Origin of the sequence: Sphingomonas sp. Leaf198, assembly GCF_001424005.1 — a bacterium.
In the GTDB taxonomy this organism is placed as follows: Bacteria; Pseudomonadota; Alphaproteobacteria; order Sphingomonadales; family Sphingomonadaceae; genus Sphingomonas.
Map to the genome: position 1 here is coordinate 94497 of NZ_LMPX01000004.1, position 22783 is coordinate 117279.

19 protein-coding genes and 1 tRNA gene are annotated in these 22783 nt (G+C 64.9%); 10 read left to right on the forward strand and 10 right to left on the reverse strand.

The genetic code is table 11. The features are described from left to right. Positions 1-182 precede the first annotated feature (182 nt). The 3 genes from ASG20_RS15855 to ASG20_RS19530 all read left to right on the forward strand — a co-directional run bounded on the left by ASG20_RS15855 (position 183) and on the right by ASG20_RS19530 (position 3565). On the forward strand, positions 183-1451 hold the full coding sequence (locus ASG20_RS15855; RefSeq protein ID WP_056055038.1) for a DUF445 domain-containing protein: 1269 nt from the start codon (positions 183-185) through the stop codon (positions 1449-1451). 126 nt (positions 1452-1577) lie between these two features. After that, positions 1578-2921 carry an AAA family ATPase gene (locus ASG20_RS19120; protein ID WP_082471018.1) on the forward strand — a complete coding sequence of 448 codons (1344 nt, stop codon included), beginning with the start codon at positions 1578-1580 and terminating at the stop codon, positions 2919-2921. Further along, positions 2921-3565, forward strand: a complete 645-nt coding sequence (locus ASG20_RS19530; protein WP_156364388.1) for a hypothetical protein — start codon at positions 2921-2923, stop codon at positions 3563-3565. The genes ASG20_RS19120 and ASG20_RS19530 overlap by 1 nt, the downstream gene beginning before the upstream one ends. A 313-nt stretch (positions 3566-3878) precedes the next feature. Here the strand turns inward: ASG20_RS19530 and ASG20_RS15860 are convergent, their stop codons facing one another. Beyond that, on the reverse strand, positions 3879-4685 hold the full coding sequence (locus ASG20_RS15860) for an HAD family hydrolase (RefSeq protein WP_330218685.1): 807 nt from the start codon (positions 4683-4685) through the stop codon (positions 3879-3881). Between the two features lie 62 nt (positions 4686-4747). Here ASG20_RS15860 and ASG20_RS15865 point away from each other — a divergent pair, with 62 nt between their 5' ends. The 5 genes from ASG20_RS15865 (at position 4748) to ASG20_RS15885 (ending at position 8664) form a co-directional block, all read left to right on the forward strand. Next, entirely contained in the window at positions 4748-5857 is a 1110-nt protein-coding gene (locus ASG20_RS15865) for an ABC transporter permease (protein ID WP_056055040.1), read from the forward strand. After that, positions 5857-6753, forward strand: coding sequence for an ABC transporter ATP-binding protein (locus ASG20_RS15870; RefSeq protein WP_056055043.1), 897 nt, complete (start codon positions 5857-5859; stop codon positions 6751-6753). The genes ASG20_RS15865 and ASG20_RS15870 overlap by 1 nt, the downstream gene beginning before the upstream one ends. Further along, positions 6753-7718, forward strand: coding sequence for an MlaD family protein (locus ASG20_RS15875; protein WP_056055046.1), 966 nt, complete (start codon positions 6753-6755; stop codon positions 7716-7718). Before ASG20_RS15870 ends, ASG20_RS15875 begins: the two co-directional genes overlap by 1 nt. An 8-nt stretch (positions 7719-7726) precedes the next feature. After that, on the forward strand, positions 7727-8308 hold the full coding sequence (locus ASG20_RS15880) for an ABC-type transport auxiliary lipoprotein family protein (protein ID WP_056055050.1): 582 nt from the start codon (positions 7727-7729) through the stop codon (positions 8306-8308). 65 nt (positions 8309-8373) lie between these two features. Then, positions 8374-8664, forward strand: coding sequence for a hypothetical protein (locus ASG20_RS15885; protein ID WP_056055053.1), 291 nt, complete (start codon positions 8374-8376; stop codon positions 8662-8664). Positions 8665-8804: 140 nt separating this feature from the next. On the opposite strand, the gene ASG20_RS15890 is transcribed toward ASG20_RS15885, so the two are convergent. The 8 genes from ASG20_RS15890 to ASG20_RS15925 form a co-directional block, all read right to left on the reverse strand. Continuing rightward, positions 8805-9641 carry an HpcH/HpaI aldolase/citrate lyase family protein gene (locus ASG20_RS15890; RefSeq protein WP_056055056.1) on the reverse strand — a complete coding sequence of 279 codons (837 nt, stop codon included), beginning with the start codon at positions 9639-9641 and terminating at the stop codon, positions 8805-8807. Further along, on the reverse strand, positions 9638-11164 hold the full coding sequence (gene treA / locus ASG20_RS15895; protein WP_056055059.1) for an alpha,alpha-trehalase TreA: 1527 nt from the start codon (positions 11162-11164) through the stop codon (positions 9638-9640). The genes ASG20_RS15890 and treA overlap by 4 nt, the downstream gene beginning before the upstream one ends. Then, complete coding sequence (locus ASG20_RS15900) at positions 11164-12783, reverse strand: alpha-D-glucose phosphate-specific phosphoglucomutase (protein WP_056055063.1); 1620 nt, start codon at positions 12781-12783, stop codon at positions 11164-11166. Before ASG20_RS15900 ends, treA begins: the two co-directional genes overlap by 1 nt. Then, positions 12780-14225, reverse strand: a complete 1446-nt coding sequence (glgA, locus tag ASG20_RS15905) for a glycogen synthase GlgA (RefSeq protein ID WP_056055065.1) — start codon at positions 14223-14225, stop codon at positions 12780-12782. Before glgA ends, ASG20_RS15900 begins: the two co-directional genes overlap by 4 nt. 205 nt (positions 14226-14430) lie before the next feature. Beyond that, complete coding sequence (gene glgC, locus ASG20_RS15910) at positions 14431-15693, reverse strand: glucose-1-phosphate adenylyltransferase (protein ID WP_082471019.1); 1263 nt, start codon at positions 15691-15693, stop codon at positions 14431-14433. Positions 15694-15780: 87 nt separating this feature from the next. Further along, positions 15781-17943 carry a 1,4-alpha-glucan branching protein GlgB gene (glgB, locus tag ASG20_RS15915; RefSeq protein WP_056055067.1) on the reverse strand — a complete coding sequence of 721 codons (2163 nt, stop codon included), beginning with the start codon at positions 17941-17943 and terminating at the stop codon, positions 15781-15783. Then, complete coding sequence (locus ASG20_RS15920) at positions 17940-20336, reverse strand: glycogen/starch/alpha-glucan phosphorylase (protein ID WP_056055995.1); 2397 nt, start codon at positions 20334-20336, stop codon at positions 17940-17942. Before ASG20_RS15920 ends, glgB begins: the two co-directional genes overlap by 4 nt. Before the next feature lie 185 nt (positions 20337-20521). Further along, positions 20522-20608: transfer RNA gene (locus ASG20_RS15925), tRNA-Tyr, on the reverse strand. A gap of 161 nt (positions 20609-20769) precedes the next feature. Here ASG20_RS15925 and rlmB point away from each other — a divergent pair. Next, the gene (gene rlmB, locus ASG20_RS15930) at positions 20770-21513 is read left to right on the forward strand and encodes a 23S rRNA (guanosine(2251)-2'-O)-methyltransferase RlmB (RefSeq protein ID WP_056055070.1); all 744 of its coding nucleotides are present in this window, start codon (positions 20770-20772) and stop codon (positions 21511-21513) included. 162 nt (positions 21514-21675) lie between these two features. On the opposite strand, the gene ASG20_RS15935 is transcribed toward rlmB, so the two are convergent. Continuing rightward, positions 21676-21993 (reverse strand): 2Fe-2S iron-sulfur cluster-binding protein, encoded by a 318-nt coding sequence (locus ASG20_RS15935; RefSeq protein WP_056055072.1) that lies wholly within the window; start codon positions 21991-21993, stop codon positions 21676-21678. A 60-nt stretch (positions 21994-22053) separates the two neighbouring features. On the opposite strand from ASG20_RS15935, the gene ASG20_RS15940 reads away from it, so the two are divergent. Further along, positions 22054-22677: a DNA-3-methyladenine glycosylase family protein gene (locus ASG20_RS15940; RefSeq protein ID WP_056055074.1), complete on the forward strand. Its 624-nt coding sequence runs from the start codon at positions 22054-22056 to the stop codon at positions 22675-22677. The last annotated feature ends 106 nt before the right edge of the window (positions 22678-22783 follow it).

The following is a 22783-nucleotide window of genomic DNA, read 5'->3' on the forward strand; positions in this document are numbered from 1 at the left end:
CGCTCCGTTCGTGCTGAGCGAGGTCGAGCCATCGAACGCCGGGATGGCAGTGCGACCTTGCCCGGCACGAACGCTGGCACCGATGGCGTCTGACGGACCGGATTTGCGGCGATCGTGCCGCACCTGGATCCGGTCGGCGAAACCGACTTGAACTATCCCCGTGTTGAGGGATTGTTTCGGGTATGACGCTTTTACCCCGCACGCGCCCGATCGGCGAAGCTCCGCCGGCTGCTCTCGTCCGTATGCGGATCGTCGCCACCGGCCTGCTCGTGCTGATGGCCGCGACGTTCTTCGTCAGCCGCGCACTGATCCCCGTGCACCCCGCGTTCGCGTTCGTCCGCGCGTTTGCCGAAGCGGCGATGGTCGGTGGCTTGGCCGACTGGTTCGCGGTGACCGCGCTGTTCCGCCATCCGCTCGGCCTGCCGATCCCGCACACCGCGATCGTGCCGCGCAACAAGGACCGGATCGGCGACACGCTCGCGCAGTTCCTCCGCGCGAATTTCCTGATCCCCGTCGTCATCGCCAGGCGAACCCGCCGGCTCGACGTGGCGGGCGCGATCGCCCGCTGGCTGACCGATCCGCCGGAGGGGGCAGGGGGGCGCTTTCGCCAGGGCGCGTCGAAGCTGGTCGCACAGGTGCTCGAGGGTCTCGATCCGGCGCGGCTCGGCGGGATGGTCAAGGCCGGGATCGGTGCCCGGCTGCGCGCGACGGAGGTGTCGCCGATCCTCGGCCAGTTGCTCAAGGCCGCGATCGCCGAGCGTCGTCACGCGCCGTTGCTCGAAAGCGCGATCCGCTGGGCGGCAAAGACGCTGGCGGCGAACGACCACCTCGTCCGCGCGATGGTCCACGACAAGGCCGGCTCGATCCTGCGCTGGACCGGGCTCGACACGACCGTCGCGGACAAGCTCATCAGCGGTTTCGACCGGCTGCTCGCGGAGATGGCCGAGGACCCCGAGCATCCGCTGCGGCTGAAGGCGGAGGAGGGGCTCGATCGGCTCGCCTGGGACCTGCAATATGATCGCCGGATGCGCGAGCGCGTCGAGACGATGAAGAACGACCTGCTCGACAATCCGGCGATGCAACGCTGGCTCGACGGTCTGTGGGAGCAGGCGCGCGGTGCTTTACTCGCGATCGCGCGCGATCCGGAGCGCGCGATGGCGGGCAAGCTCGGCGACATCCTGCGTCAATTAGGCGAGACGTTACAGCATGATCCCCGCATGTCCCGCACCATCAACCGCTTCGTCCGGCGCGCCGCTGTCGGTGCCGCCGCAGACTACGGCGACAACATCGTCAAGCTGGTCTCGGAAACGGTCCGCAGCTGGGACGCCGACACGATCACTAGCCGTTTGGAGAACGCCGTGGGCCGCGACCTGCAATATATTCGCGTGAACGGGACGATCGTCGGCGGGCTGGTCGGGCTGGTGATCCACAGCATCGATGTGCTGTTGTGATGGGGACTGCGTAGGACGCTTCCTTTCGGTTGCCCTTGCTAAGAGCAGCCACATTTGCGATCCTGTCTCATCAGCGAAAGCACTTCTAGGGTGCGAGGCTAGACTAGATAATCGGGTGGGCTTTGCTTGATAACCAGAATTGAAATTGACGGTTTTAAAACCTTCAGAAAGTTTTCTGCTGATTTAAAGCCATTTATGGCTGTCATTGGTCCAAACGCCACTGGCAAATCGAACCTATTTGACGCGCTGAAATTTCTCTCGAGGCTTGCGCAGGTTGATGTGCGCCAAGCCATGCAAGAACTGCGAGGAGAGCCGGAGGAGCTTTTTCGTCAAACTTCTTCTGGTCATGAGACTGTGATGGCCTTTGCGGTCGAAGTTCTATTGCCTGTTCGAGGAGTGGACGATTTCGGCGCCGACTTTGAGACCCCAGCCCAGCGTCTTCGTTATGAGATTACCGTTGAAATGAGGGATAATCCTCAAGGTATATTTGTGACGCATGAGGACTGCAGGGTAATTCGCGCTGAAGACGACAAAATGGATTTCCGAGCGACAGCAAAAATCAGTCGCTCAAGCCGGAAGACGCCATTTTTGGAGACAGAGAAGGACGCACAAGGACGCTCAAGGGTTTTCACCATAAGACAAGACGGTGTTGCAGAGAGCGGAACTTCCAAAAGAGGAAATCCGCTTCAACTTCCCGCGGCTGAGGCAGCGCGCAGCGCCCTCTCAACTATTGCCACCTCTGAATTTAGGCATTTGTACGCGTTAAAAAAGTTAATCTCTGGCCCACAATTTCTTGAGATTAATCCGTCTGAAGCTCGCAGAGCAAATGATCGTTTCGAAGATAAGCGATTGCGGAGTAATGCTTCCAACCTTGCCGCAAGCCTTTCCGAAATTCAAAGGCTTTCAGCTACATCGAATAGGCCTACGGGAGCGATTGCCGACATATCCGCGGATTTAGCTTTGCTAATTCCGCAGGTTCGAACGGTAAGAGTTTTAGATGATGCGCGAAGTCGAGAATATGCCTTTGACGTGCAAGTAAGGGATGGAACAGCTTTTAGTTCTAGGGTTATCAGCGACGGTACTATTCGCCTGTTGGCACTTCTAACTGTAATTGACGACCCAAACCGCCGAGGTATTCTATGCTTTGAGGAGCCGGAAAATGGTGTGCATGAGGGAAGAATTCCTGATCTACTGAATTTGTTACGCGAGGCCACCGAAATTCAAGATTCTCAAGGCGACTATTTTCAGGTCCTTATTAATACTCATTCTCCCGCAGTCATGCGGACGTTAAATCCCGAAGAAGTTCTATTTGCTGATATGGTTCGCGGCGTGCCCGTCGATGGGACAATATCTGAAGCTCGTACTCGAATGAGGCGGATAGCCCCTTCAAAGGGACTTTTTGATGATGAGCACCACTTATACCCGGAGAAGATTGAGGAAATACTGCGGAATAGAGCGGGTGGTATCTAATGTATTTGTCTTGGTCTGCCTACTATGAGGGTGCAAGTGACGCGCAGTATTTCAATGTTCTTATTCCTCGGTTGTTGGACGAAATAATCCGGGATACTGGGAAAAGGCCTTGCGATGTAGGTGAATATCCTACGCTGGAATTAGGGATTGGAAATCGATCATTCGATGATGTTGCTGCTAAAATCTGCGAGCGGAAGAACGAATTCCATATCATATTTGTCCATGCCGATCTCGGTGGGCGCGGACAGGCTGCAAACGTAGAGCGGCGTAGGGAGCAACTCATCCAGAAGGCGCAGGAGATATGCGGCTTTGATCCGCGAATTGCTGTCATGCTATCTCCCGAGAAAGAACTCGAAGCTTGGGCGTTGGCAGACCATTCCGCAGTCAAGGCAGCGCTAGGGGTTAATGTGATTTCGGCGGACCTAATGCCTAATACGCCCATTGCGGCCGAAAACCTCGCAGATCCGAAGGCGAGTCTTGATGCAATAGTCAAAAGCGTAACAAATCGAAGATCTGCTGCGCGAAATATATTAGTAAGGATCGCGCAGGAGCAAAGTATTGACGAACTCCGTCGAGCAAATTCATTTCAGGCGTTTGAGGCCAGCCTGCGGAATGCGCTCGGTCATGCCGGTTTTCTTCAATGAATTGATAACGATGGTTGTGAGGGTGGCTAGGTTTTGCGCGCAATGCTGATGAGTCGAAAGCTGAATGCCCCGCACCCGGACCAAGCGTGCTCTTGCGGAATGGAGATCTCCGAAGTTCCTGTAATATCAGCTCCTGCCAATACCTGACATTCACTGTCGAGCCTGAGGACTACATCTTAGTTCCAATCGCAAGCGTCGCGAACATATGAACCAAAGACGGCTTCTGAGGCGACGGTCAATTGAATTGATGGCGAGGATTGGGCGATCGCTACCGGATAGGGTAGCTTAACTTGGCGCTCGTCGCGCAACGGAGCTACCGCTCCCAATCCGGCATCGGCCAGCCTTTCGCCTTCGCCAGCAGCCGCAATGGGCCATGTGCATTCACCGCGAAGGGTTCGTCGGCCCACTCGAAGGTCGGGGCGTCCGAAACATGGTCGGAGTAGAAGCGGATGTGGGCGTGGTCTCGCGCGATGCCTTCGCGGTCCATCCAGGCCTGTATCATGCGCAGTTTGGCCGGGCCGTAGCAATTCTCGCCTTCGATGCCGGCGAGCAGTACGCCGTCGCGGTCGCGCAGGCTCTCGGTGCCGATCACCGCGTCGAAATCCAGTCGCCGCGCTATCGCCTCGACGTAGAACCGGTACGACGCGGTCGCCATCACCAGTCGGTAGCCGGCGGCGCGGTCCGCCTCGATCTGCGCGCGGGCGCTGGCGAAGACGCCGTCGCGCATCACGCGGTCGGCGAAGGCTTCGGCCGCCCGGCGTTCCTCGGCGGCCGTCATGCGCTTGCCGAGCATCATCCGCTGCATCAGATATTTGAGCCGGCCGCGGCTGATCAGCTTGCCGACATAGCCGAGCGCCGCCACTCCCGCGAACGGGACGAGCGCCAGCCGCCACGGCGCGCCGCCCTTCTTCGCGGTGTGGAGCAGGAACGGCGTCCAGGTCGGCGCGTGCGTGATCGTCTTGTCCATGTCGTAGATCGCGAGACGGATCGCCGGCGTGCTCGAGGGCGCGATCGCCGGCATGGTTGCCGGTTCGGCCGAGGGGGAGGGACTGGCAGTCGAGGGGGCGGTCGAGTGCCCGGTCGATGTGGCGGGCGAGGGGGCCGGGGAAGAAATAGTCATCGTCGCGACTTACGCCGCATTCACCTTGCCGATCCAGTCGGTTTGCCGCAAAGGTGCGGCCGATGAGCGCGATGGCCGATTTCGAACAGGACGGTGCCGATACCGGCACGCTTCGGTTTACCGGCGATCTGTCGCTGGCCACGATCGGCAATCTGCCCGATCGACTCGAAAAGATCGATGCGTCGTCCGTCCGCCACGTCGATCTTAGCGGAGTCGACCGGATCGATACGATCGGTGCCTGGGTCGTTCACCGCTTCGCCGCGCGCAACGATGCGACGATTGACGGGCTCGACCCGGATGACCAGACGCTGTTCGACCAGGTCGTCGCCTCCGACCAGCCGATCGCGGCGAAGCCCGCCAAGGTCAGCGCGCTTTCCCGTGTGGTCGGCGAGATCGGCGACGCGGTCGTGCTGTCGGGCAAGACGATGTTCGGTCTGCTTGGGTTCCTCGGCGCGACGACGATCGCGTTCGGCAGCGTCATCCGCCACCCGCGCCGCTTCCGGTTCAATGCCGTGGTCCAGCGGTTCGAGGTCGTCGGCGTCGCCGCGCTCGGCATCGTCGGGCTGATGAGCTTCCTGATCGGCATGGTCATCGCGCAACAGGGCGCGGTCCAGCTGCGGCAGTTCGGCGCGGAGGTCTTCACGATCAACCTCGTCGGCCGCCTGACGATCCGCGAGCTCGGCCTGCTGATGACCGCGATCATGGTCGCGGGACGTTCGGGCTCGGCGTTCGCGGCGCAGCTCGGCACGATGAAGCTCACCGAAGAGATCGACGCGATGCGGACGATCGGTGTCTCGCCGATGGAAGCGCTGGTGTTGCCCCGCGTGCTCGCCGCGATCGTGATGATGCCGCTGCTCGGCTTCTACGCGTCGATCATCGCGATCATCGGCGGGGGGCTTTTGTGCTGGATCCAGCTCGGGATACCGCCGGTGACGTTCATCGCGCGCATCCGCGAGGTCGTGCCGATCACCGATCTGTACATCTCGCTGATCAAGGCGCCGGTGTTCGGTGCGATCATCGCGATCGCCGGGTGTTTCCAGGGCATGCAGGTCGAGTCGGACGCCGAACAGGTTGGTCTTCGTACGACGTCGGCGGTGGTCCAGGGCATCTTCCTGGTGATCGTGCTCGACGCGTTCTTCGCGGTGTTCTTCACCTGGTTGGGTTGGGACTGATGCCCCGCAAGCAAGACGATATCATCATCTCCGTGAAGGGGCTGAAGAACGCGTTCGGCGACTCGGTCGTGCACGACGGGCTCGATCTCGACGTGCGGCGCGGCGAGATCCTCGGCGTGGTCGGCGGCTCGGGCACCGGCAAGTCGGTCCTGATGCGCTCGATCATTGGCCTTCAGATGCCGGTCGCCGGCGAGGTTACCGTGTTCGGCGAGCCCAATATCGGCCGCGAGGAAACCGAGGCCACCGAGATTCGCAAGCGCTGGGGCGTGCTGTTCCAGGGCGGCGCGCTGTTCTCGACGCTGACGGTCGCGGAAAACGTCGAAGTGCCGTTGCGTGAATTCTATCCCGATCTGTCCCCGGCGCTGTTGGCCGAGATCGCCTCGTACAAGGTGGTGATGACGGGGCTGCCAGCGGACGCCGCGAACAAGTTTCCCGCTGAGCTGTCGGGCGGCATGAAGAAGCGCGCCGGGTTGGCACGGGCACTGGCGCTCGATCCGGAACTGCTGTTTCTCGACGAGCCGACCGCGGGGCTCGACCCGATCGGTGCGGCGGCGTTCGATGGCCTGATCCAGTCGTTGCAAAAGACGCTGGGGCTGACCGTGTTCCTGATCACGCACGACCTCGATACGCTGTATGCGATCTGCGACCGGGTCGCGGTGCTGGCCGACAAGAAGGTCATCGCGGTCGGCACGATCGACGAACTGATCGCGCTCGATCATCCGTGGATCGAGGAATATTTCAAGGGGCCCCGCGGTCGTGCCGCGGTCGCGACGCAGGAGGCGCATGAACGCGCCGACCAAGAAGCTGCCCAACATCCTACCGAAGTCCAGTCCAAGCAGTCCGCGCCGGACGACGCCGACGCGACATACGCCGAGAAAGAAGCAAGGACGCGCTGATGGAAACCCGTTCGAACCACGTCCTAGTCGGCGCCGTCGTGCTGATCCTGCTGGCCCTGCTGGCGCTGTTCACCGTGTGGATCGCGCGGCTGGGCGGCAAGGAAGAGAAGGAATACGACATCTTCTTCCGCCAGTCGGTCGACGGGCTTGCGCGCGGGTCCGCGGTGACGTTCTCGGGCGTGCCGTCGGGCCAGGTGAAGACGATTTCACTGTGGAAGAACGATCCGCAGTTCGTTCGCGTCCGGATCAGCGTCGATGAAGCCACGCCGGTACTGCAGGGTACGACCGCGTCGATCTCGGGCGTCGGATTTACTGGCGTGAGCCAGATCTCGCTCGACGGTGCACGCAAGGGTGCGCCGGCGATCGGCTGCCCGGAGACCAAGACGCCGACCGAATGTCCGTACGGCGTGCCGGTGATTCCGACCAAGCTTGGTGGCCTCGGCGCGATCCTGAATTCCGCGCCGCAGCTGCTCGAGCGGCTCTCGACGCTGACCGAGCGGCTGACCGGCTTGCTCACGGACAAGAACCAGGCGTCGATCGCGGGCATTCTTGCGAATACGAACCGCCTGACCGATGCGCTCGCCGATCGCGGTCCGGAGATCGCGGCGACGCTGGCGCAGACGCGGATCGCTATCCAGCAGGCCGGCGATGCCGCACAGCAGTTCGGGGTGCTCGCCAAGACCACCAACGGCGTGCTCTCGGAGGACGTGAAGCCGGCGATGGCGAACCTGAACAAGGCGATCGTTTCCGCGCAGCAGAGCGCCGACACGCTGAATTCGGCGATCGGCGATGCGCGGCCGGGGTTGCAGGCGTTTTCGAAGACGACGATTCCCGAGGCCAACCGTCTGGTGCACGATCTGCGGACAACCGCGGCAGCGCTGTCGTCGGTCGCCGAGAAGGTCGACCAGCAGGGTGCGAGTTCGCTGATCGGGCAGCAGAAGCTCCCGGATTACAAGGGTAAGTGAGGCACGCCATGAAGACACCGCTCATCCTGATCGCGATGCTGCCACTTGCCGGGTGCATCAGCTTCGGCGCGAAACCGCCCCCCACATTGCTGACGCTGACGAGTGCATCGTCGGTGCCGGTCGGCCAGAACCAGGATTCGGCGACTGCGAAGTCGATCACGATCCAGGTCCCGGTCGTGCCGCAGGCATTGGCGACCGCGCGCGTGCCGGTGCAGGCGACGCCGACCTCGATCGCGTACGTGACCGACGCGCAGTGGGCGGAACCGCCGGCGCGGCTGTTCGCGCGACTGGTTTCGGATACGGTGGCGGCGCGCACCGGGCTGGTCGTGTTGTCGACGGCGCAGTCGGTCGGTGATCCGGGTGCGTCGCTGGGTGGCGAACTGCGCAACTTCGGGCTCGATGCGACGGCGCGGCAGGCGGTCGTGACGTTCGATGCGTCGCTGACGCGCGCGGGCAAGGCCACGGTCGAGAAGCACCGCTTCGAAGCGCGCGTGCCGGTATCGACGATCGATGCGGCGTCGGCGGCGGCGGGAATCAACCAGGCGGCCAACCAAGTCGCGACCGAAGTGGCGGACTGGATCGGTCGATGAACGCCCCTTCGTTCTGAACGCGGGGTCGGCCTGAGCGTTGACGCTCTCTGATAAGGAGAGCGACGATGCCACAGGGCGACAAGAGCGCGTATACCGACAAGCAGAAGCGCAAGGCCGCGCATATCGCGGACGGCTATGAAGAGCGCGGCGTTCCCGAGAAGGAGGCCGAGGCGCGGGCCTGGGCTGCGGTGAACAAGGATTCGGGCGGGGGCAATCTGTCCGGCTCGGGTCGCGGCAAGCCCGATACGCATGCGTCGTCGCACGAGGGCGGGGAGCGGGCGGCTGGGCGTAGCGATGTGGCGAAATCGGCGGCTGCGAAGAAGGGTTGGGAGACCCGGCGGAAGAACGCGGGGTAAAGCCGGAGCGCATCATCGAAGCGATCCGTCATCCTGACGAGCGTCAGGATCCAGGGTAACGCTTGGTGCGCTTCATGGCTCTGGATCCTGACTTTCGTCAGGATGACGGACTGTATCTGTGGGCCGTTCTTGTCGGGGCTTCAGCGAGCCAGCGTTGCTTCAGCCTCGGCTAGATGCAGGCGCTCCACCATCTGGCCATTGAGGCGGATGGCGCCCTTGTCGGCATTCTCCGGTTTCGCGAATGCGGTGACGATCGTGTGTGCCCATGCCAACTCTTCCTCGCTCGGCCCGAAACCGGCGTTGGCCGCATCGATCTGAGAGGGGTGGATCAGCGTCTTGCCGTCGAACCCCAGCGTTGCGCCTTGGGTGCATTCTGCGGCGAAGCGGGCCGGGTCGTCCAGCGCGTTGCAGACGCCGTCGAGCGCGACGATCCCGGCAGCACGGGCGGCCATTATCGTTGCCGTGAGCGCCGGGATCAGCGGCATGCGATCGGCTCCGAGCCGGCAGCGCATCTCCTTGGCAAGGTCGTTGGTGCCGGCGATCAGTGCGGTGAGGCGCGTTTCGGCTGCTGCTGCGGAGAGCGAGGGGAGCGCGAGGATCGCCGCGCAGGTCTCGATCATCGCCCAGATCGGCGGGCCGTCTTCGCCGAGCGATGCGCGGACTCGCGTAAGGTCAGCGACCGACGAGACCTTGGGGACGAGCACTGCATCGACGCCGCTCGCGTGGATCGCGGCGATGTCGTCGGCATACCAGGGGGTGTCGAGACCGTTGACGCGCACGACAAGTTCGCGCGCGCCGAACCCGCCTTCGCGCACTGCCTCGCCGACGCGGTCCCGCGCCGCGGCCTTTTCGTCGGGGGCGACGGCATCCTCCAGATCGAGGATGACGACGTCGCACGCTAGCGTTCTAGCCTTGGCGATCGCGCGCGCGTTCGAAGCGGGCATGTAAAGCGCGCTGCGGCGGCGTCGGAGCGTCATGGCCGACCGGCCATCAGCGCTCGCGTCACCCCGTTGGTCCAGCCGAAGCCGTCTTGGTTGGGATATTCGCCGCCGCCGCCTGGCTTGCGCTCGACGACGTCGTATTTCTCGAGCAGCTTGCCGCTTGCCTTATATTCGCGGTCGACCGACGCGAGCCAGGCCTTGGTGATCTGATCTGCGAGGGCTGTTTCGCCGTAACCGCGTAGGCCTTCGATCGCGATCCACTGGAGCGGGGCCCAGCCGTTGGGGTCGTCCCATTGCTGGCCGCTACCGATCAGCGTCGTGCGGAGGCCGCCTTCGCCGACGAATGGGCGTAGGGCGGTGGCGGTCGCCTTGGCCTGATCGGGCGTGGCGACCTTGGTGAATAGCGGGAACGCCATCGCCGCGCTCGCGAAGTCGTTCGCACGGTTGGCATCGAGGTCGTAGTCGGCGAAGAAGCGGCCGTTCCACAAATGCTTGCGGATCGCGGCGGTGCGGGCGGTCGCCTGGGCGGTGTAGGACGTGGCGCAGGCTGTGTCGCCGAGCGTGCGGCAATTCGCGGCGATCGCCTGTTCCATGCCCACCATCAGGCTGTTGAGATCGACCGGCGCGAACCGCGTGGTGCGGATGGTGGCCAGCGTGCGGCCGTCGGCGAGCCAGCGCGAGGAGAAGTCCCAGCCGCTCTCCGCCGCTGCGCGCAGGTCGCGGAAGAGTTCGCCGCGGTTGCGCGACGATGTGCGGTCGGCGAGTTCGGCGTCTTCGCGATAGCTCTCGTCGCGCGGATCGGCGCGATCATCCCAATAGCGGTTGAGCAGCGCGCCGTCGGGGAGGCGGACGGCGCGGCGCGATTGCTGGCCGGGCTTGAGCGTGTCGGCGCCGGCCATCCAGAACGCGTGTTCTGCCCGGAGCTGGCGGGTGCGGGTGGCGAGCGTGCTGGGATCGCGTGACAGGCCGGCGATCAGGTAGAAGACCGGCGGTTGCGAGCGGCTGAGATAATAGGTGCGCGTGCCGTTGGGGATGTGGCCGTAGCGGTCGATCAGGCTGCCGAAATCGACGACCATGTCCTCGACGAGATCCTGCCGCCCGGATCGCTGGACGCCGAGCAGCGTGAAATAGCTGTCCCAGTAATACATCTCGCGAAAGCGACCGCCGGGAACGACGTAGCGTTTCGGCAGGGTCAGCGCGGAGGAGCCTGCCGGGACGCTGGTCTGCGTGCGCGTGAGTTGCGGCCAGAGCGCATCGATATGCGCTGTGAGGGTAAGGCGCTCGGTGGAAGGGCGCGCGGCTGGCGTGGTCGGGATCGCGAAGTTCTGATCAACAAATTTGCGTAGTGCCGGTTCGGCATCGCAGCGACATTTGGCGTAGTCGGCCAGGATCGCCTTCGCCGGACGCTTGGGTGTCGCGTCGGCGAAGGTCTTCGAGTCCGGGAACAGCCCGCGCATCTGGACGGCTTTGTAGAGCGGACCGAACAGTTGCGCTGGCGATTGCGGCGCTGGCGATGCCGCGACCAGCACTGTCGACAGCGCGAGCAGGCCGTACCGCATCAGGTGACGACGTCCGGCGCGCTACGGCCGGTGTGCTCGGCGATTCCCGCGATCGACTCCGCTGCGGCGACGATGCTGGCGAGCATCTTGCCGGTGTCTAGGTCGAGGTCGCCGCCGACGGGCTCGTAGCGTTCCAAGTACACGCGGAGCGTCGCACCGGTGGTGCCGGTGCCCGAGAGGCGGAACACTACGCGGCTACCGCCTTCGAACAGGATGCGGACGCCCTGGTTGCGGCTGATCGAGCCGTCGGTCGGGTCGGTATAGGCGAACTCGTCCGCAGTCTCGACGGTGAGGTCGCCGAATTGCTGGCCGGGGAGGGTGGCGAGGCTGGCGCGCAACGCCGCCATCAACGCGTCGGCGCGCGGGGTTTCGATGCCCTCGTAATCATGGCGCGCGTAGTAGTTGCGGCCGAACTTCGCCCAGTGATCGCGGGCGATCGTGTCGACGCTGTCGCCGCGGACCGCGAGGATGTTGAGCCAGAGGAGGACCGCCCACAGGCCGTCCTTCTCGCGGACGTGGTCGGACCCGGTACCCGCGCTCTCCTCGCCGCAGATCGTCGCCATGCCGGCGTCGAGCAGGTTGCCGAAGAACTTCCAGCCGGTCGGGGTTTCGTAGGCTGGGATGCCCAAGGCCTCAGCAACGCGGTCGGCGGCGGCGCTGGTCGGCATCGAGCGGGCGATGCCCTTGAGGCCGGCTGCGTAGCCGGGTGCGAGGTGCGCGTTCGCGGCCAGCATCGCGAGGCTGTCCGAGGGGGTGACGAAGCGGTGCTTGCCGATGATCAGGTTGCGGTCGCCGTCGCCGTCCGACGCTGCGCCGAAATCGGGCGCATCCGGCGCCATCATCGTCTCGTACAAGGCGTGCGCGTGGACGAGATTGGGGTCGGGGTGATGACCACCGAAATCGGGCAGGGGCTCGCCGTTGCGGACGGTGCCGGGCGCGAAGCCGAGGCGGCGTTCGAGGATCTCGGTCGCGTAGGGCCCGGTGACGGCGCTCATCGCGTCGAACGCCATCGTCAGCTTGGCGGCACGGATCGCGTCGAAGTCGAACAGCGTCTCCATGAGCGCGGCATAATCCTCGACCGGGTCGACGACCTCCACGGGCATCGTGCCGACCGTGATTTCGCCGTCGGTGTCGAGGTCGATGTCGTCGGCGTCGACGGTCAGCCAGCGGTCGATCTCGAGCGTGCGCGCATTGATCCCGTCGGTCACGGACTCAGGGGCGGGGCCGCCATTGGCGATGTTGTACTTGATCCCGAAATCCTCGTCGGGGCCGCCGGGGTTGTGGCTTGCCGAGAGGACCAGCCCGCCGATCGCGCCACGCTTGCGGATCATGTGGCTCGCGGCCGGCGTCGATAGGATGCCGCCGCGGCCGACGATCACGCGGCCGAAGCCGTTGGCCGCCGCCATGCGGATCGCGACCTGGATGACCTCGCGGTTGAGGAAGCGGCCGTCTCCGCCGATGACGAGGGTCGCCCCGCCCTTGTCTGAGACCACGTCGAACACGCTCTGGACAAAATTCTCGGCATAGTTCGACTGCTGGAAGACCTTTACCTTCTTGCGCAGCCCCGAGGTGCCGGGCTTCTGGTCGGTATACGGCGTGGTCGATACGGTGCGGATCATGCGGTCCCCGTCAGGCTTGCGTAAAGGTCTGCGTAGCGGCGGCCACTCTCGTCCCACGAGAAGTCCGCGCGCATCGCGTTGCGCTGCAACATGGACCAGCGATCGGAGCGTGCATAGAGGGCCATCGTTCGGCGTAGCGCGTGGCTGAGCGCTTCGGGCGTGACGCCGTCGTGCTGGATGCCGGTAGCGACACCCGCCGCGATCGCGGCTTCGTTGGCGTCGATCACGGTATCGGCGAGCCCGCCGGTCCGCGCGACGACGGGGATGCAGCCGTAAGCGAGGCCGTAGAGTTGCGTCAGGCCGCAGGGTTCGAACCGCGACGGGATCAGGATCGCGTCGGCACCGCCTTGGAGCAGGTGCGAGACGGGTTCGTCATAGCCGATGCGGACGCCGATCCGGCCGGGGTGACGCTCGGCGGCGGCGAGGAAGGCGAGTTCAAGCTCGGTGTCGCCCGAGCCGAGCAGCGCGAGACGGCCGCCGAGCGCGACGAGCTCGTCGAGCGCACCGGCGAGGACGTCCATGCCCTTCTGCCAGGTGAGGCGGCTGATGACGGTGAAGATCGGGCCGTCGCTGGCGTCGAGGCCGAACAGGGTTTCGATCGCGCGCTTGTTGGTGCGGCGGCGGGCTAGCGTGCGCGCGGTGTAGCGGGCGGGGAGGGACGCGTCTGTCACCGGGTTCCAGACGGCGGGGTCGATGCCGTTGACGATGCCGGTCACGCGGCCGGCGCGGTCGTTGATGAGGCCCTCGAGGCCCATGCCGAATTCGCCGCGGCGGATTTCTGCGGCGTAGGTCGGGCTGACGGTGGTGATCGCGTCGGCGGCTTCCAGACCCGCCTTGAGGAAGCCGACGCCGCCATAATATTCGATGCCGTCGAGCGCGAAGGCTTTGTCGGGGAGTGCGAGGTCGGCGAAGATGTCGTGGCCGTAGCGCCCCTGGAACGCGATGTTGTGGATCGTGACGACTGTCTTGGCGGGGGCGCCGGGGCCGGGGGCGTAGCGGAGGTACGCGGGGGCCATCGCCGCCTGCCAGTCGTGCGCGTGGAGGATGTCGAACGCGTAGCCGGGGACTGCGCCAGAGGCGAGGTCGGCGGCGGCGCGGCTGAACGCGGCGAAACGGCGCCAGTTGTCGGACCAGTCCGCGCCGGTCGCGTCACCGTACGGGCCGCCGCCTCGGGCGAACAGCGCGGGGGCGTCGAGGACCAGCAGCGGGTGGTCGCCGATTTTTGCCTTCAGGATGCGGGCTTCGGTGCCGAGCAGGTCTGTGTAGCGATGAATTACCTTCGCGCGCTTGGTGACGGCGGCGAGCGCGGGGTAGCCGGGGAGGAAGGTGGTCAGCGCGACGTTATGCGGCGCGAGCGCGGCCGGGAGCGCGCCGACGACGTCTGCGAGACCGCCGGTTTTTATGAGGGGGTAGGCTTCCGAGCCGACAGAGAGGACGCGCATCAAATCCTCCCCGGCACGGGGAGGGGGACCATGCACCGCATGGTGGAGGGGGGCTTCCGCAGATGGTACGCGTTCGATCGTAGACGGTATGCTCGAAGGCGGTACGCTTGCGGTCGCAGACGGTACGCTTGCCGTGAGCCCCCTCCACCCTTCGCCGATGGCGAACGGTCCCCCTCCCCGTGCCGGGGAGGATTTGCGTTGGTCTTCACGCGGTGAGCCGGTCGATCATGGATTTGGTTACCAGCACCACGCCGTTGTCGGTGCGGCGGAAGCGTTGGGCGTCGGATTCTGCGTCCTCGCCTACGACCAGACCGTCGGGGATTTCTACGCCGCGATCGACGACCACCTTCGACAGGCGCGCGCCGCGGCCGATCACGCAGTGCGGGAGGATCACCGCCTGATCCAGCATCGAGTAGCTGTGCGCGCGGGTGCCGGTGAAGATAAGGCTGCGGTGGATCGACGAGCCGGAGATGATGCAGTCGCCCGACACGAGGCTCGACACCGCCTCGCCGCGGCGGCCGTCGTCGGCGTGGACGAACTTCGCCGGTGGTGTGACCTCCGAATAGGTCCAGAGCGGCCAGCTCCGGTCGTAGAGATCGAGCTTGGGCACGACGTCGGTGAGGTCGATATTTGCCTCCCAATACGCGTCGACCGTGCCGACGTCGCGCCAATAGGCGTCGACTTCGCTGCCCGAGCGGACGCAGCTGTCGGAGAAGCGGTGCGCGACCGCCTTGCCGTGCTTGACGAGGTACGGGATGATGTCCTTGCCGAAATCACGCGACGACCCGGGCGTCTCGGCGTCGCGGCGGAGTTCGTCGAACAGCAATTTGGTGTGGAAGACGTAGATCCCCATCGACGCCAGCGCGATGTCCGGGTTGCCGGGGATCGCGGGCGGATCGGCAGGTTTCTCGACGAACGCGGTGACGTTGTCGTGCTCGTCCACGGCCATGACGCCGAAGCCGACGGCCTCCATCCGCGGCACTTCGAGGCAGGCGATGGTGACGTCCGCGCCGGTCTCGCAATGCTGTTGCAGGATCAGCTCGTAATCCATCTTGTAGATGTGGTCGCCAGCCAGGATGACCATGTATTCGGGCGCGTGGCTCTCGATGATGTCGATGTTCTGGTAGACCGCGTCGGCGGTGCCTTCGTACCATTGGAACTCGCTGATGCGCTGCGACGCGGGCAGGATGTCGAAGCTCTCGTTGCGTTCCGAGCGCAGGAAGTTCCAGCCGCTCTGGAGATGGCGGATCAGCGAATGCGCCTTGTACTGCGTCGCGACGCCGATCCGGCGGATGCCCGAGTTGATCGCGTTGGACAGCGCAAAATCGATGATGCGCGCCTTGCCGCCGAAATACACCGCGGGTTTCGCGCGCGTATCGGTCAGCTCCATCAGGCGACTGCCGCGGCCGCCGGCCAGCACATACGCCATCGCGTCGCGCGCCAGTGGCTGTCCTCGCCGTTCTACCATCGTAATCTCTCCATAATCGTCGGTGGTATAACCTCCCGGCACCCGCGGGTTGTTCCGTCGTTGCGCCGGATCGGTCTTGGAACTCGATCAGCCTTCGTATTCGAGCATGATCGTCGCGAGCGGCGGCAGCGTGACCCAAGCCGCCCCGTTCTCGGCGACGACGCCACCGAGATTGCCGAGGCCGCTGCCCCAATAGTCGTGCGCGTCGCTGTTGATGATCTCGCACCACCGGCCGTCAAGCGGCAGCGGTACGCGGTAGGGCGCGCGGGCGATCGGCGTCATGTTGGCGACGATCGCGATCGGCTTCGCGCCGGGGGCCTTGCGCAACCACGCGAACACCGAATTGGCGGCGTCGTCGGCGACCAGCCATTCGAAGCCCTCCGCCTCGCAGTCGCGCGCGTGCAACGCCGGCTTCTCGCGGTAGACGGTGTTGAGGTCGCGGACGAGGTTGCGGATGCCCTCATGACTGCGGGAGTTGCGCAGGTCCCAGTCGAGCGCGCGCGCTTCCGACCATTCGCGACGCTGCGCGAACTCCTGCCCCATGAAAAGCAGCTTCTTGCCCGGATAGCCCCACATGAACGCGTAATAGGCGCGCAGGTTTGCGAATTGCTGCCAGTCGTCGCCGGGCATCTTGGTCAGCAACGAGCCCTTGCCGTGGACGACTTCGTCATGGCTGAGCGGCAGGACGAAATTTTCACTGAACGCGTACACCAGCCCGAAATTGATCTCGCCGTGGTGATGCTTCCGATGCAGCGGATCGCGCGCCATGTACTGGAGCGTGTCGTGCATGAAGCCCATGTTCCACTTGAACCCGAACCCAAGCCCGCCGCTCTTGCCGTCGTCGCTCACCGGCGCGGAGACGCCCGGCCAGGAGGTCGACTCCTCGGCGATCGTGAAGACGCCGGGATGCTGGCCGTAAATTTCGCGGTTCATGTCGCGCAAGAAAGCGACGGCCTCCCAGTTCTCGCGGCCGCCGTCTGCGTTGGGGATCCATTCGTCGGCTTTGCGCGAATAATCGCGGTACAGCATCGACGCGACCGCATCCACGCGCAGGCCGTCGATATGATAGCGCTCGGCCCAGAACAGCGCGTTGTTGACGAGGAACGACGCGACTTCGCGCCGCCCGAAATTGTAGATCGCGGTGTTCCAGTCGGGGTGGAAGCCGAGCCGCGGGTCCTCGTGCTCGTACAGCGCGGTGCCGTCGAACTTGGCGAGGCCGAACGCGTCGGTCGGGAAATGCGCAGGCACCCAGTCGAGCAGCACGCCGATCCCGGCCAGATGTGCGCCATCGACGAACCGCGCAAAGCCATCGACGTCGCCGAAGCGCGCGGATGGCGCGTAGAGGCCGGTGGTCTGGTAGCCCCAGCTCGGGTCGTACGGGTGTTCGCTGATCGGCAGGAATTCGATGTGCGTGAAGCCCATCTCGACCACGTACGGTATCAGGCGATCGGCGAGCGCGTCCCAGGTCAGGAACCAGCCGTCGGCGTCGCGTTCCCACGATCCGGCGTGGACCTCATAGATGCTGATCGGCACGCGACGCGGATCGACCGAGGACCAGTGCTTGCGGTGATCGGTGTCGGCCCAGTCGTGCGCGAGTTTGCGCGTGATCGAGGCGTTGGCGGGGCGGAGTTCGGACGCGAACGCGAACGGGTCGGCCTTGAGCGGTTGTAGCTGGCCGTCGGGGCCGACGATCTCGAACTTGTACGCGCGGTATTCGGCGATGTCGGGGATGAAAATCTCCCACACGCCGACGTCGCCGCGCTTGCGCATCGCGTGGCGGCGGCCGTCCCAGTCGTTGAAGTCGCCGACCACCGACACGCGCTGCGCGTTGGGGGCCCAGAGCGCGAAGTGGACGCCGTGCGCGCCTTCGTGCTCGATGAGGTGCGCACCCATCTTGTCGTGGAGGCGGCGGTGCGTGCCCTCGGCCATCAGCAGGTCGTCGATCGGGCCGAGCACGGGGCCAAAGCTGTAGGGGTCGGTGACCCACCACGACGTGTCGCCCGCCTCGGCGTGGTATTTGACCGGCTGTTGCGTGCCGTCGATCGGCCCCTCGAACAGGCCGCGGTCATCGATCCGGGGCAGGGTGCCGAGCGCGGTACCGTCGAGCGCATGTGCCTCCGCCGTGTCCGCGCCGGGCAGCCAGACACGTGCGAACACGCCGGTCGGGCCGCTGTGGACGCCGAGCAGCGAGAACGGATCGTCGTGACGCCCTTCCAGCAGGGCAACGATGGCGCCTTCGGGTGGCTTCACATCACCGTCCAGATTTCCCGCGCATATTCGCGAATCGTGCGGTCGGACGAGAACCAGCCGACGCGCGCGACGTTGCGGACGGTCGAGGCGACCCATGCGTCGCGGTCGTTCCAGCGCGTGTCGACCGCACGCTGGGCGGTGGCATAGCTGTCGAAATCGGCGGCGAGCATGAACCAGTCGCCCTCGTACAGCCCGCCCATCAAGCCGGCGTAGCGCGTCTTGTCGTCGGGCGAGAACACGCCGGACGCGATCGCGGACACCGCCTGGCGCAGTTCGTTCGAGCCATCGATGACGCTGCGCGGATCATAACCGTTGGCGCGCTTCGCCTCGACCTCGTCCGCGGTCATGCCGAAGATGAAGATGTTGTCGTCGCCGACGCGGTCCTTGATCTCGATGTTCGCGCCGTCGAGCGTGCCGATCGTCAGCGCGCCGTTCATCGCGAACTTCATGTTGCCGGTACCCGACGCCTCCAGGCCGGCGGTCGAGATCTGTTCGCTGAGGTCGGCGGCGGGGATGATCTTCTCCGCCAGCGACACGTTGTAATTGGGCAGGAACGCGACCTTGAGCAGGCCGCCGACCGATGGATCGGCATTGATCCGGCGCGCGACGTCGTTCGCCAGCTTGATGACGAGTTTCGCGTTGTGATAGCTCGACGCCGCCTTGCCCGCGAACAGCTTCACGCGGGGCGTCCAGTCTCGCTCCGGATGGCTGCGGATCTGGTCGTAGAGCGCGACCGTCTCGATGATGTTGAGCAGCTGGCGCTTATACTCGTGGATGCGCTTGATCTGGACGTCGAACATCGCGTCGGGGTCGATGCGGAGCCCCATCGTCTCCTTGATGTGATTAGCCAGTGCCACCTTGTTCGAACGCTTCACGCTCGCAAAGCGCTCCCTGAAACCGGAATCGTCCGCGAAAACATCCAGATCGACCAGCTTTTCGGCGTCGTCGAGGAAGCCGTCGCCGATCGCATCGCGGATCAGCGCGGTGAGGCCGGGGTTGCACTGCTGGAGCCAGCGGCGCGGCGTGATGCCATTCGTCTTGTTGTTGATCCGCGTCGGATACAGCTTGTGCAGATCGGCGAAGACCGTCTTCTTCATCAGCTGCGTGTGGAGCGCGGCGACGCCGTTGACGCTGTGCGAGCCCGCAAAGGCGAGGTTCGCCATCCGCACGCGCCGCTCTCCGCCCTCGTCGATAAGGCTGATCGCCGAGATCGCGCGGTCGTCGATACCGTCCGCCCCGCGCGCCTCACGCAGCAACTTGGCGTTGATCGCGTAGACGATCTGCATGTGCCGCGGGAGCAGGCGCTCGAACAGCGGCAGCGGCCAGCTCTCCAGCGCCTCGGGCAACAGCGTGTGGTTGGTGTAGCCGAAGGTGGCGCGCGTGATCTTCCACGCCTCGTCGAACGCGAATTCGTGGTGGTCGATCAGCAGCCGCATGAGCTCTGCGACGGACACCGCGGGGTGCGTGTCGTTGAGCTGGATGGCGGCCTTGTCGGGTAGCGTGCGGATGTCGCCGAAATACTGGATGTGGCGGCGGACGATGTCCTGGATCGACGCGGACGAGAAGAAATACTCCTGACGGAGACGTAGTTCCTGCCCCGCCGCGGTGGAATCGTTGGGGTAGAGGACGCGGGTGAGCGTCTCGGCGCGCGTCTGATCGGCCAGTGCGCCCGAGAAATCGCCAGCGTTGAAGCGGTCGAGCTTGATCGGATCGAACGCGCTGGCGGTCCACAGGCGGAGTGTGTTGACGTGCTTGCCGCGCCAGCCGACGACGGGGGTGTCGACTGCGGTGGCCTCGACCGCCTCGGACGGGCTCCAATGGACCTGGCCGTTGTCGGCCGCCGTGACCTCGCCGCCGAAGCCGACGAAATACGCGCTTTCGCGGCGTTCGAACTCCCAGGGGTTGCCGTGCGCGAGCCAGTTCTCGGGCATCTCGACCTGCCAGCCATCGTCGATCCGCTGGCGGAACATGCCGTTTACGTAGCGGATGCCGTAGCCATAGGCGGGCAGCGCGAGGCTCGCCATGCTCTCCATGAAGCACGCGGCGAGCCGGCCGAGGCCGCCATTGCCGAGCGCCGCGTCGGGCTCGATCTCTTCGAGTTCGGCGAGGTCGACGCCGTGGAGCTTCAGGGCCTGCGTGACTTCGTCGTTACGCTGGAGATTGGTCACCGCGTCGCGCAGCAGCCGGCCGATCAGGAATTCGAGGCTGAGATAATAGACGCGCTTGGCGCCGGCCGCGTGCGCCGCCTTGGTCGAGGCCATCCACCGTTCGACGATGTCGTTGCGGACGGTCAGGATCGTCGCGGCGAGCCAGTCGTGTGGCCTCGCGGCCTGCGCATCCTTGCCGATGCGGTGGACCAGCGTGTCGAGGATCGAGTCGGCCAGATCCTGGATGACGGGTGCTGGAACGGGCGGCTGTACGGCAGGATCTGAGGTCACGCGGTTTCCGAAATCGTTACGGTCGCGGCGATCCTAGCCGTCCGCGAGCCGATGTCACGCGGACTTCCTTCCCGTGACGGAAAAGAATGTTGCCGATCAATGCTTTGAATTTGGGATGATCCATCACCGCGCTGGGGCGGTGGTGGACAGGGTAGGGTTCGAACCTACGTAGGAGAAACTCCGGCAGATTTACAGTCTGCTGCCTTTAACCACTCGGCCACCTGTCCAGGCCGCTTTTGCAAGCGCCGCTCTTTCAAGCGAGGCGGCTCAATGGCGAAGCGCGCCCGGTGTGTCAACGCAGGTTTTGCGAAGTTTCGCGCTTCGGTGTTGCCGCGCAGGCCGAATGCCGACAAGGACGCGGCATACACAGACACGATAGAGAGCGAATATGGCACGCAAGGGACACAGGCCGAGCAAGGCACCGGCAGGCCGCCCCCGCTTCTGGGGCAAGCACGCGGTGGGCGCGGCGCTCGCCAATCCGGAGCGCACGGTGCGCAAGATCCTCGGCACCCGCGAGGCGCTGGCCGGGTTCGACCTGCCGGCCGACGTGCCGGTGACCTATGCCGAGGCGATGGATCTGGCGCGGCTGGTGCCGGGCGATGCGCCGCACCAGGGCGTGGTGATCGAGGTCGAGCCGCTCGAGGACATGTGGCTGGCCGACCTGCTCGAGCACGGCAAGGACGACAACCGCCCGCTGGTGATCCTGGACGGGGTGACCGATCCGCATAACGTCGGCGCGATTTTGCGTTCGGCGGCGGCGTTCGATGCGCTGGGGATCATCACGCCGGATCGCAACGCGCCGCCGGAATCGGGGACGATCGCGCGGGCGGCTTCGGGTGCGCTTGAGTCGGTGCCTTGGATCCGGGTGGTGAATCTGGCGCGCGCTCTGGAAGAGATCGCGGCGGCGGGGTTCTGGCGGATCGGGCTTACGGGCCACGCGACGCAGACGCTGTCGGAAGCGATGGGCACGCAGCGGATCGCGATCGTGCTCGGCGCCGAGGGCGAGGGCATGCGCCAGAATACCGAGCAGCATTGCGACGAGCTGGCGAAACTGCCGATCTCGGAGAAGGTGGAGAGCCTGAACGTGTCGAATGCCGCGGCGATCGCGTTGTACGCCATCACCACGCGGTAAAATTGCTCCCTCGCCCCTACGGGGAGAGGGAAGGGGCCCGCCGCCCTTGCGGTGGGAAGGGAGAGGGGCGTGAGGCTCGGGACTTGGATCCCAACGCCCCTCTCCCTTCCGGCGCAAGGGCGCCTCCCTCCCTCTCCCCGTAGGGGCGAGGGACTCGGGAAATCAGTCCTCTTCGGCGATTCTTACCTTCAGGCCGTCGAGCCCTTCGGTCAGCTCGATCTGGCACGACAGGCGTGAAAACTCATCACGATCACTCGTCGAATCGAGCAGATCATCCTCATCCGGCCCCATCGGCTTCAATTTGGCCGCAAAGTCCGGGTCGACATGGACGTGGCAGGTGGCGCACGAGCAGCAGCCGCCGCACAGCGCCAGGATCTCGTCGATCCCGGCGTCGCGGATGACTTCCATCACCGAAAGGCCCGCCTCGCCGATGATCTCGCGTTCTTCCCCTTCGCGCGTCACGACGATAAGCTTGGGCATGTCATTCTCCGAAAAATCTTCGTGCGTTCATGCCGTTGCGCGAGCCAGGGATCAAGCATCATGGGCCTGAGCGCAGAGCAACTCGAAACCGCGATGGCGGCATTGTGCGAAATCGAGCCGGCGTTCGCGGTCGCGGTGGGCAATGCCGGCCACCCCGCGCCGCGGATCAGCGAGCGCGGCTTTGCGACGTTGTTGCGGACGATCGTCGGGCAACAGGTGAGCGTCGCCTCGGCCGCGGCGGTCTGGAACAAGCTCGACGCGGTGGTCGGCGGTGCGGGTGATCCGGCGAAGATCGCCGCTGCCAGCGACGAGTTGCTGAAGAGCGCCGGACTGTCGCGCCAGAAGCTCGGCTATGCCCGCAGCCTCGCCGACGAGGTTACGAGCGGGCGGCTCGATCTGACCAACCTGCCCGAGGACGACGAAGAGGCGATCGCCGCGCTGGTCCGGGTGAAGGGGATCGGTCGCTGGTCGGCAGAGATCTACCTGCTGTTCGCGGAAGGTCGGACGGACATCTGGCCAGCGGGCGACCTCGCGATCCAGATCGAGGTTGGGCGGATATTGGGCCACGAAACCCGCCCGAGCGAGAAACTGACTCGCGAAGTGGCGGAGGCATGGCGCCCGCACCGCGGCGCGGCGGCAATCTTCGCGTGGCATCATTATCAGGCGGACATGAAGGTGATCTGACCTCCTTGCTCCCCTCCCTGGAAGGGAGGGGGCGGGGGATGGGTCGGTTTCCACATGTTCGGACATTGGTGGCTCAAGCGGGCCGACCCACCCCCAGCCCCCCGTC

What these genes read in the sequence shown, in the direction of transcription:
- ASG20_RS15855 (WP_056055038.1), top strand. Translation starts at nt 183, where the DNA reads ATGACGCTTTTACCCCGCACGCGCCCGATCGGCGAAGCTCCGCCGGCT.
- ASG20_RS19530 (WP_156364388.1), top strand. Translation starts at nt 2,921, where the DNA reads ATGTATTTGTCTTGGTCTGCCTACTATGAGGGTGCAAGTGACGCGCAG.
- ASG20_RS15860 (WP_330218685.1), bottom strand. Translation starts at nt 4,685, where the DNA reads ATGACTATTTCTTCCCCGGCCCCCTCGCCCGCCACATCGACCGGGCAC.
- ASG20_RS15865 (WP_056055040.1), top strand. Translation starts at nt 4,748, where the DNA reads ATGAGCGCGATGGCCGATTTCGAACAGGACGGTGCCGATACCGGCACG.
- ASG20_RS15870 (WP_056055043.1), top strand. Translation starts at nt 5,857, where the DNA reads ATGCCCCGCAAGCAAGACGATATCATCATCTCCGTGAAGGGGCTGAAG.
- ASG20_RS15875 (WP_056055046.1), top strand. Translation starts at nt 6,753, where the DNA reads ATGGAAACCCGTTCGAACCACGTCCTAGTCGGCGCCGTCGTGCTGATC.
- ASG20_RS15880 (WP_056055050.1), top strand. Translation starts at nt 7,727, where the DNA reads ATGAAGACACCGCTCATCCTGATCGCGATGCTGCCACTTGCCGGGTGC.
- ASG20_RS15885 (WP_056055053.1), top strand. Translation starts at nt 8,374, where the DNA reads ATGCCACAGGGCGACAAGAGCGCGTATACCGACAAGCAGAAGCGCAAG.
- ASG20_RS15890 (WP_056055056.1), bottom strand. Translation starts at nt 9,641, where the DNA reads ATGACGCTCCGACGCCGCCGCAGCGCGCTTTACATGCCCGCTTCGAAC.
- treA (WP_056055059.1), bottom strand. Translation starts at nt 11,164, where the DNA reads ATGCGGTACGGCCTGCTCGCGCTGTCGACAGTGCTGGTCGCGGCATCG.
- ASG20_RS15900 (WP_056055063.1), bottom strand. Translation starts at nt 12,783, where the DNA reads ATGATCCGCACCGTATCGACCACGCCGTATACCGACCAGAAGCCCGGC.
- glgA (WP_056055065.1), bottom strand. Translation starts at nt 14,225, where the DNA reads ATGCGCGTCCTCTCTGTCGGCTCGGAAGCCTACCCCCTCATAAAAACC.
- glgC (WP_082471019.1), bottom strand. Translation starts at nt 15,693, where the DNA reads ATGGTAGAACGGCGAGGACAGCCACTGGCGCGCGACGCGATGGCGTAT.
- rlmB (WP_056055070.1), top strand. Translation starts at nt 20,770, where the DNA reads ATGGCACGCAAGGGACACAGGCCGAGCAAGGCACCGGCAGGCCGCCCC.
- ASG20_RS15935 (WP_056055072.1), bottom strand. Translation starts at nt 21,993, where the DNA reads ATGCCCAAGCTTATCGTCGTGACGCGCGAAGGGGAAGAACGCGAGATC.
- ASG20_RS15940 (WP_056055074.1), top strand. Translation starts at nt 22,054, where the DNA reads ATGGGCCTGAGCGCAGAGCAACTCGAAACCGCGATGGCGGCATTGTGC.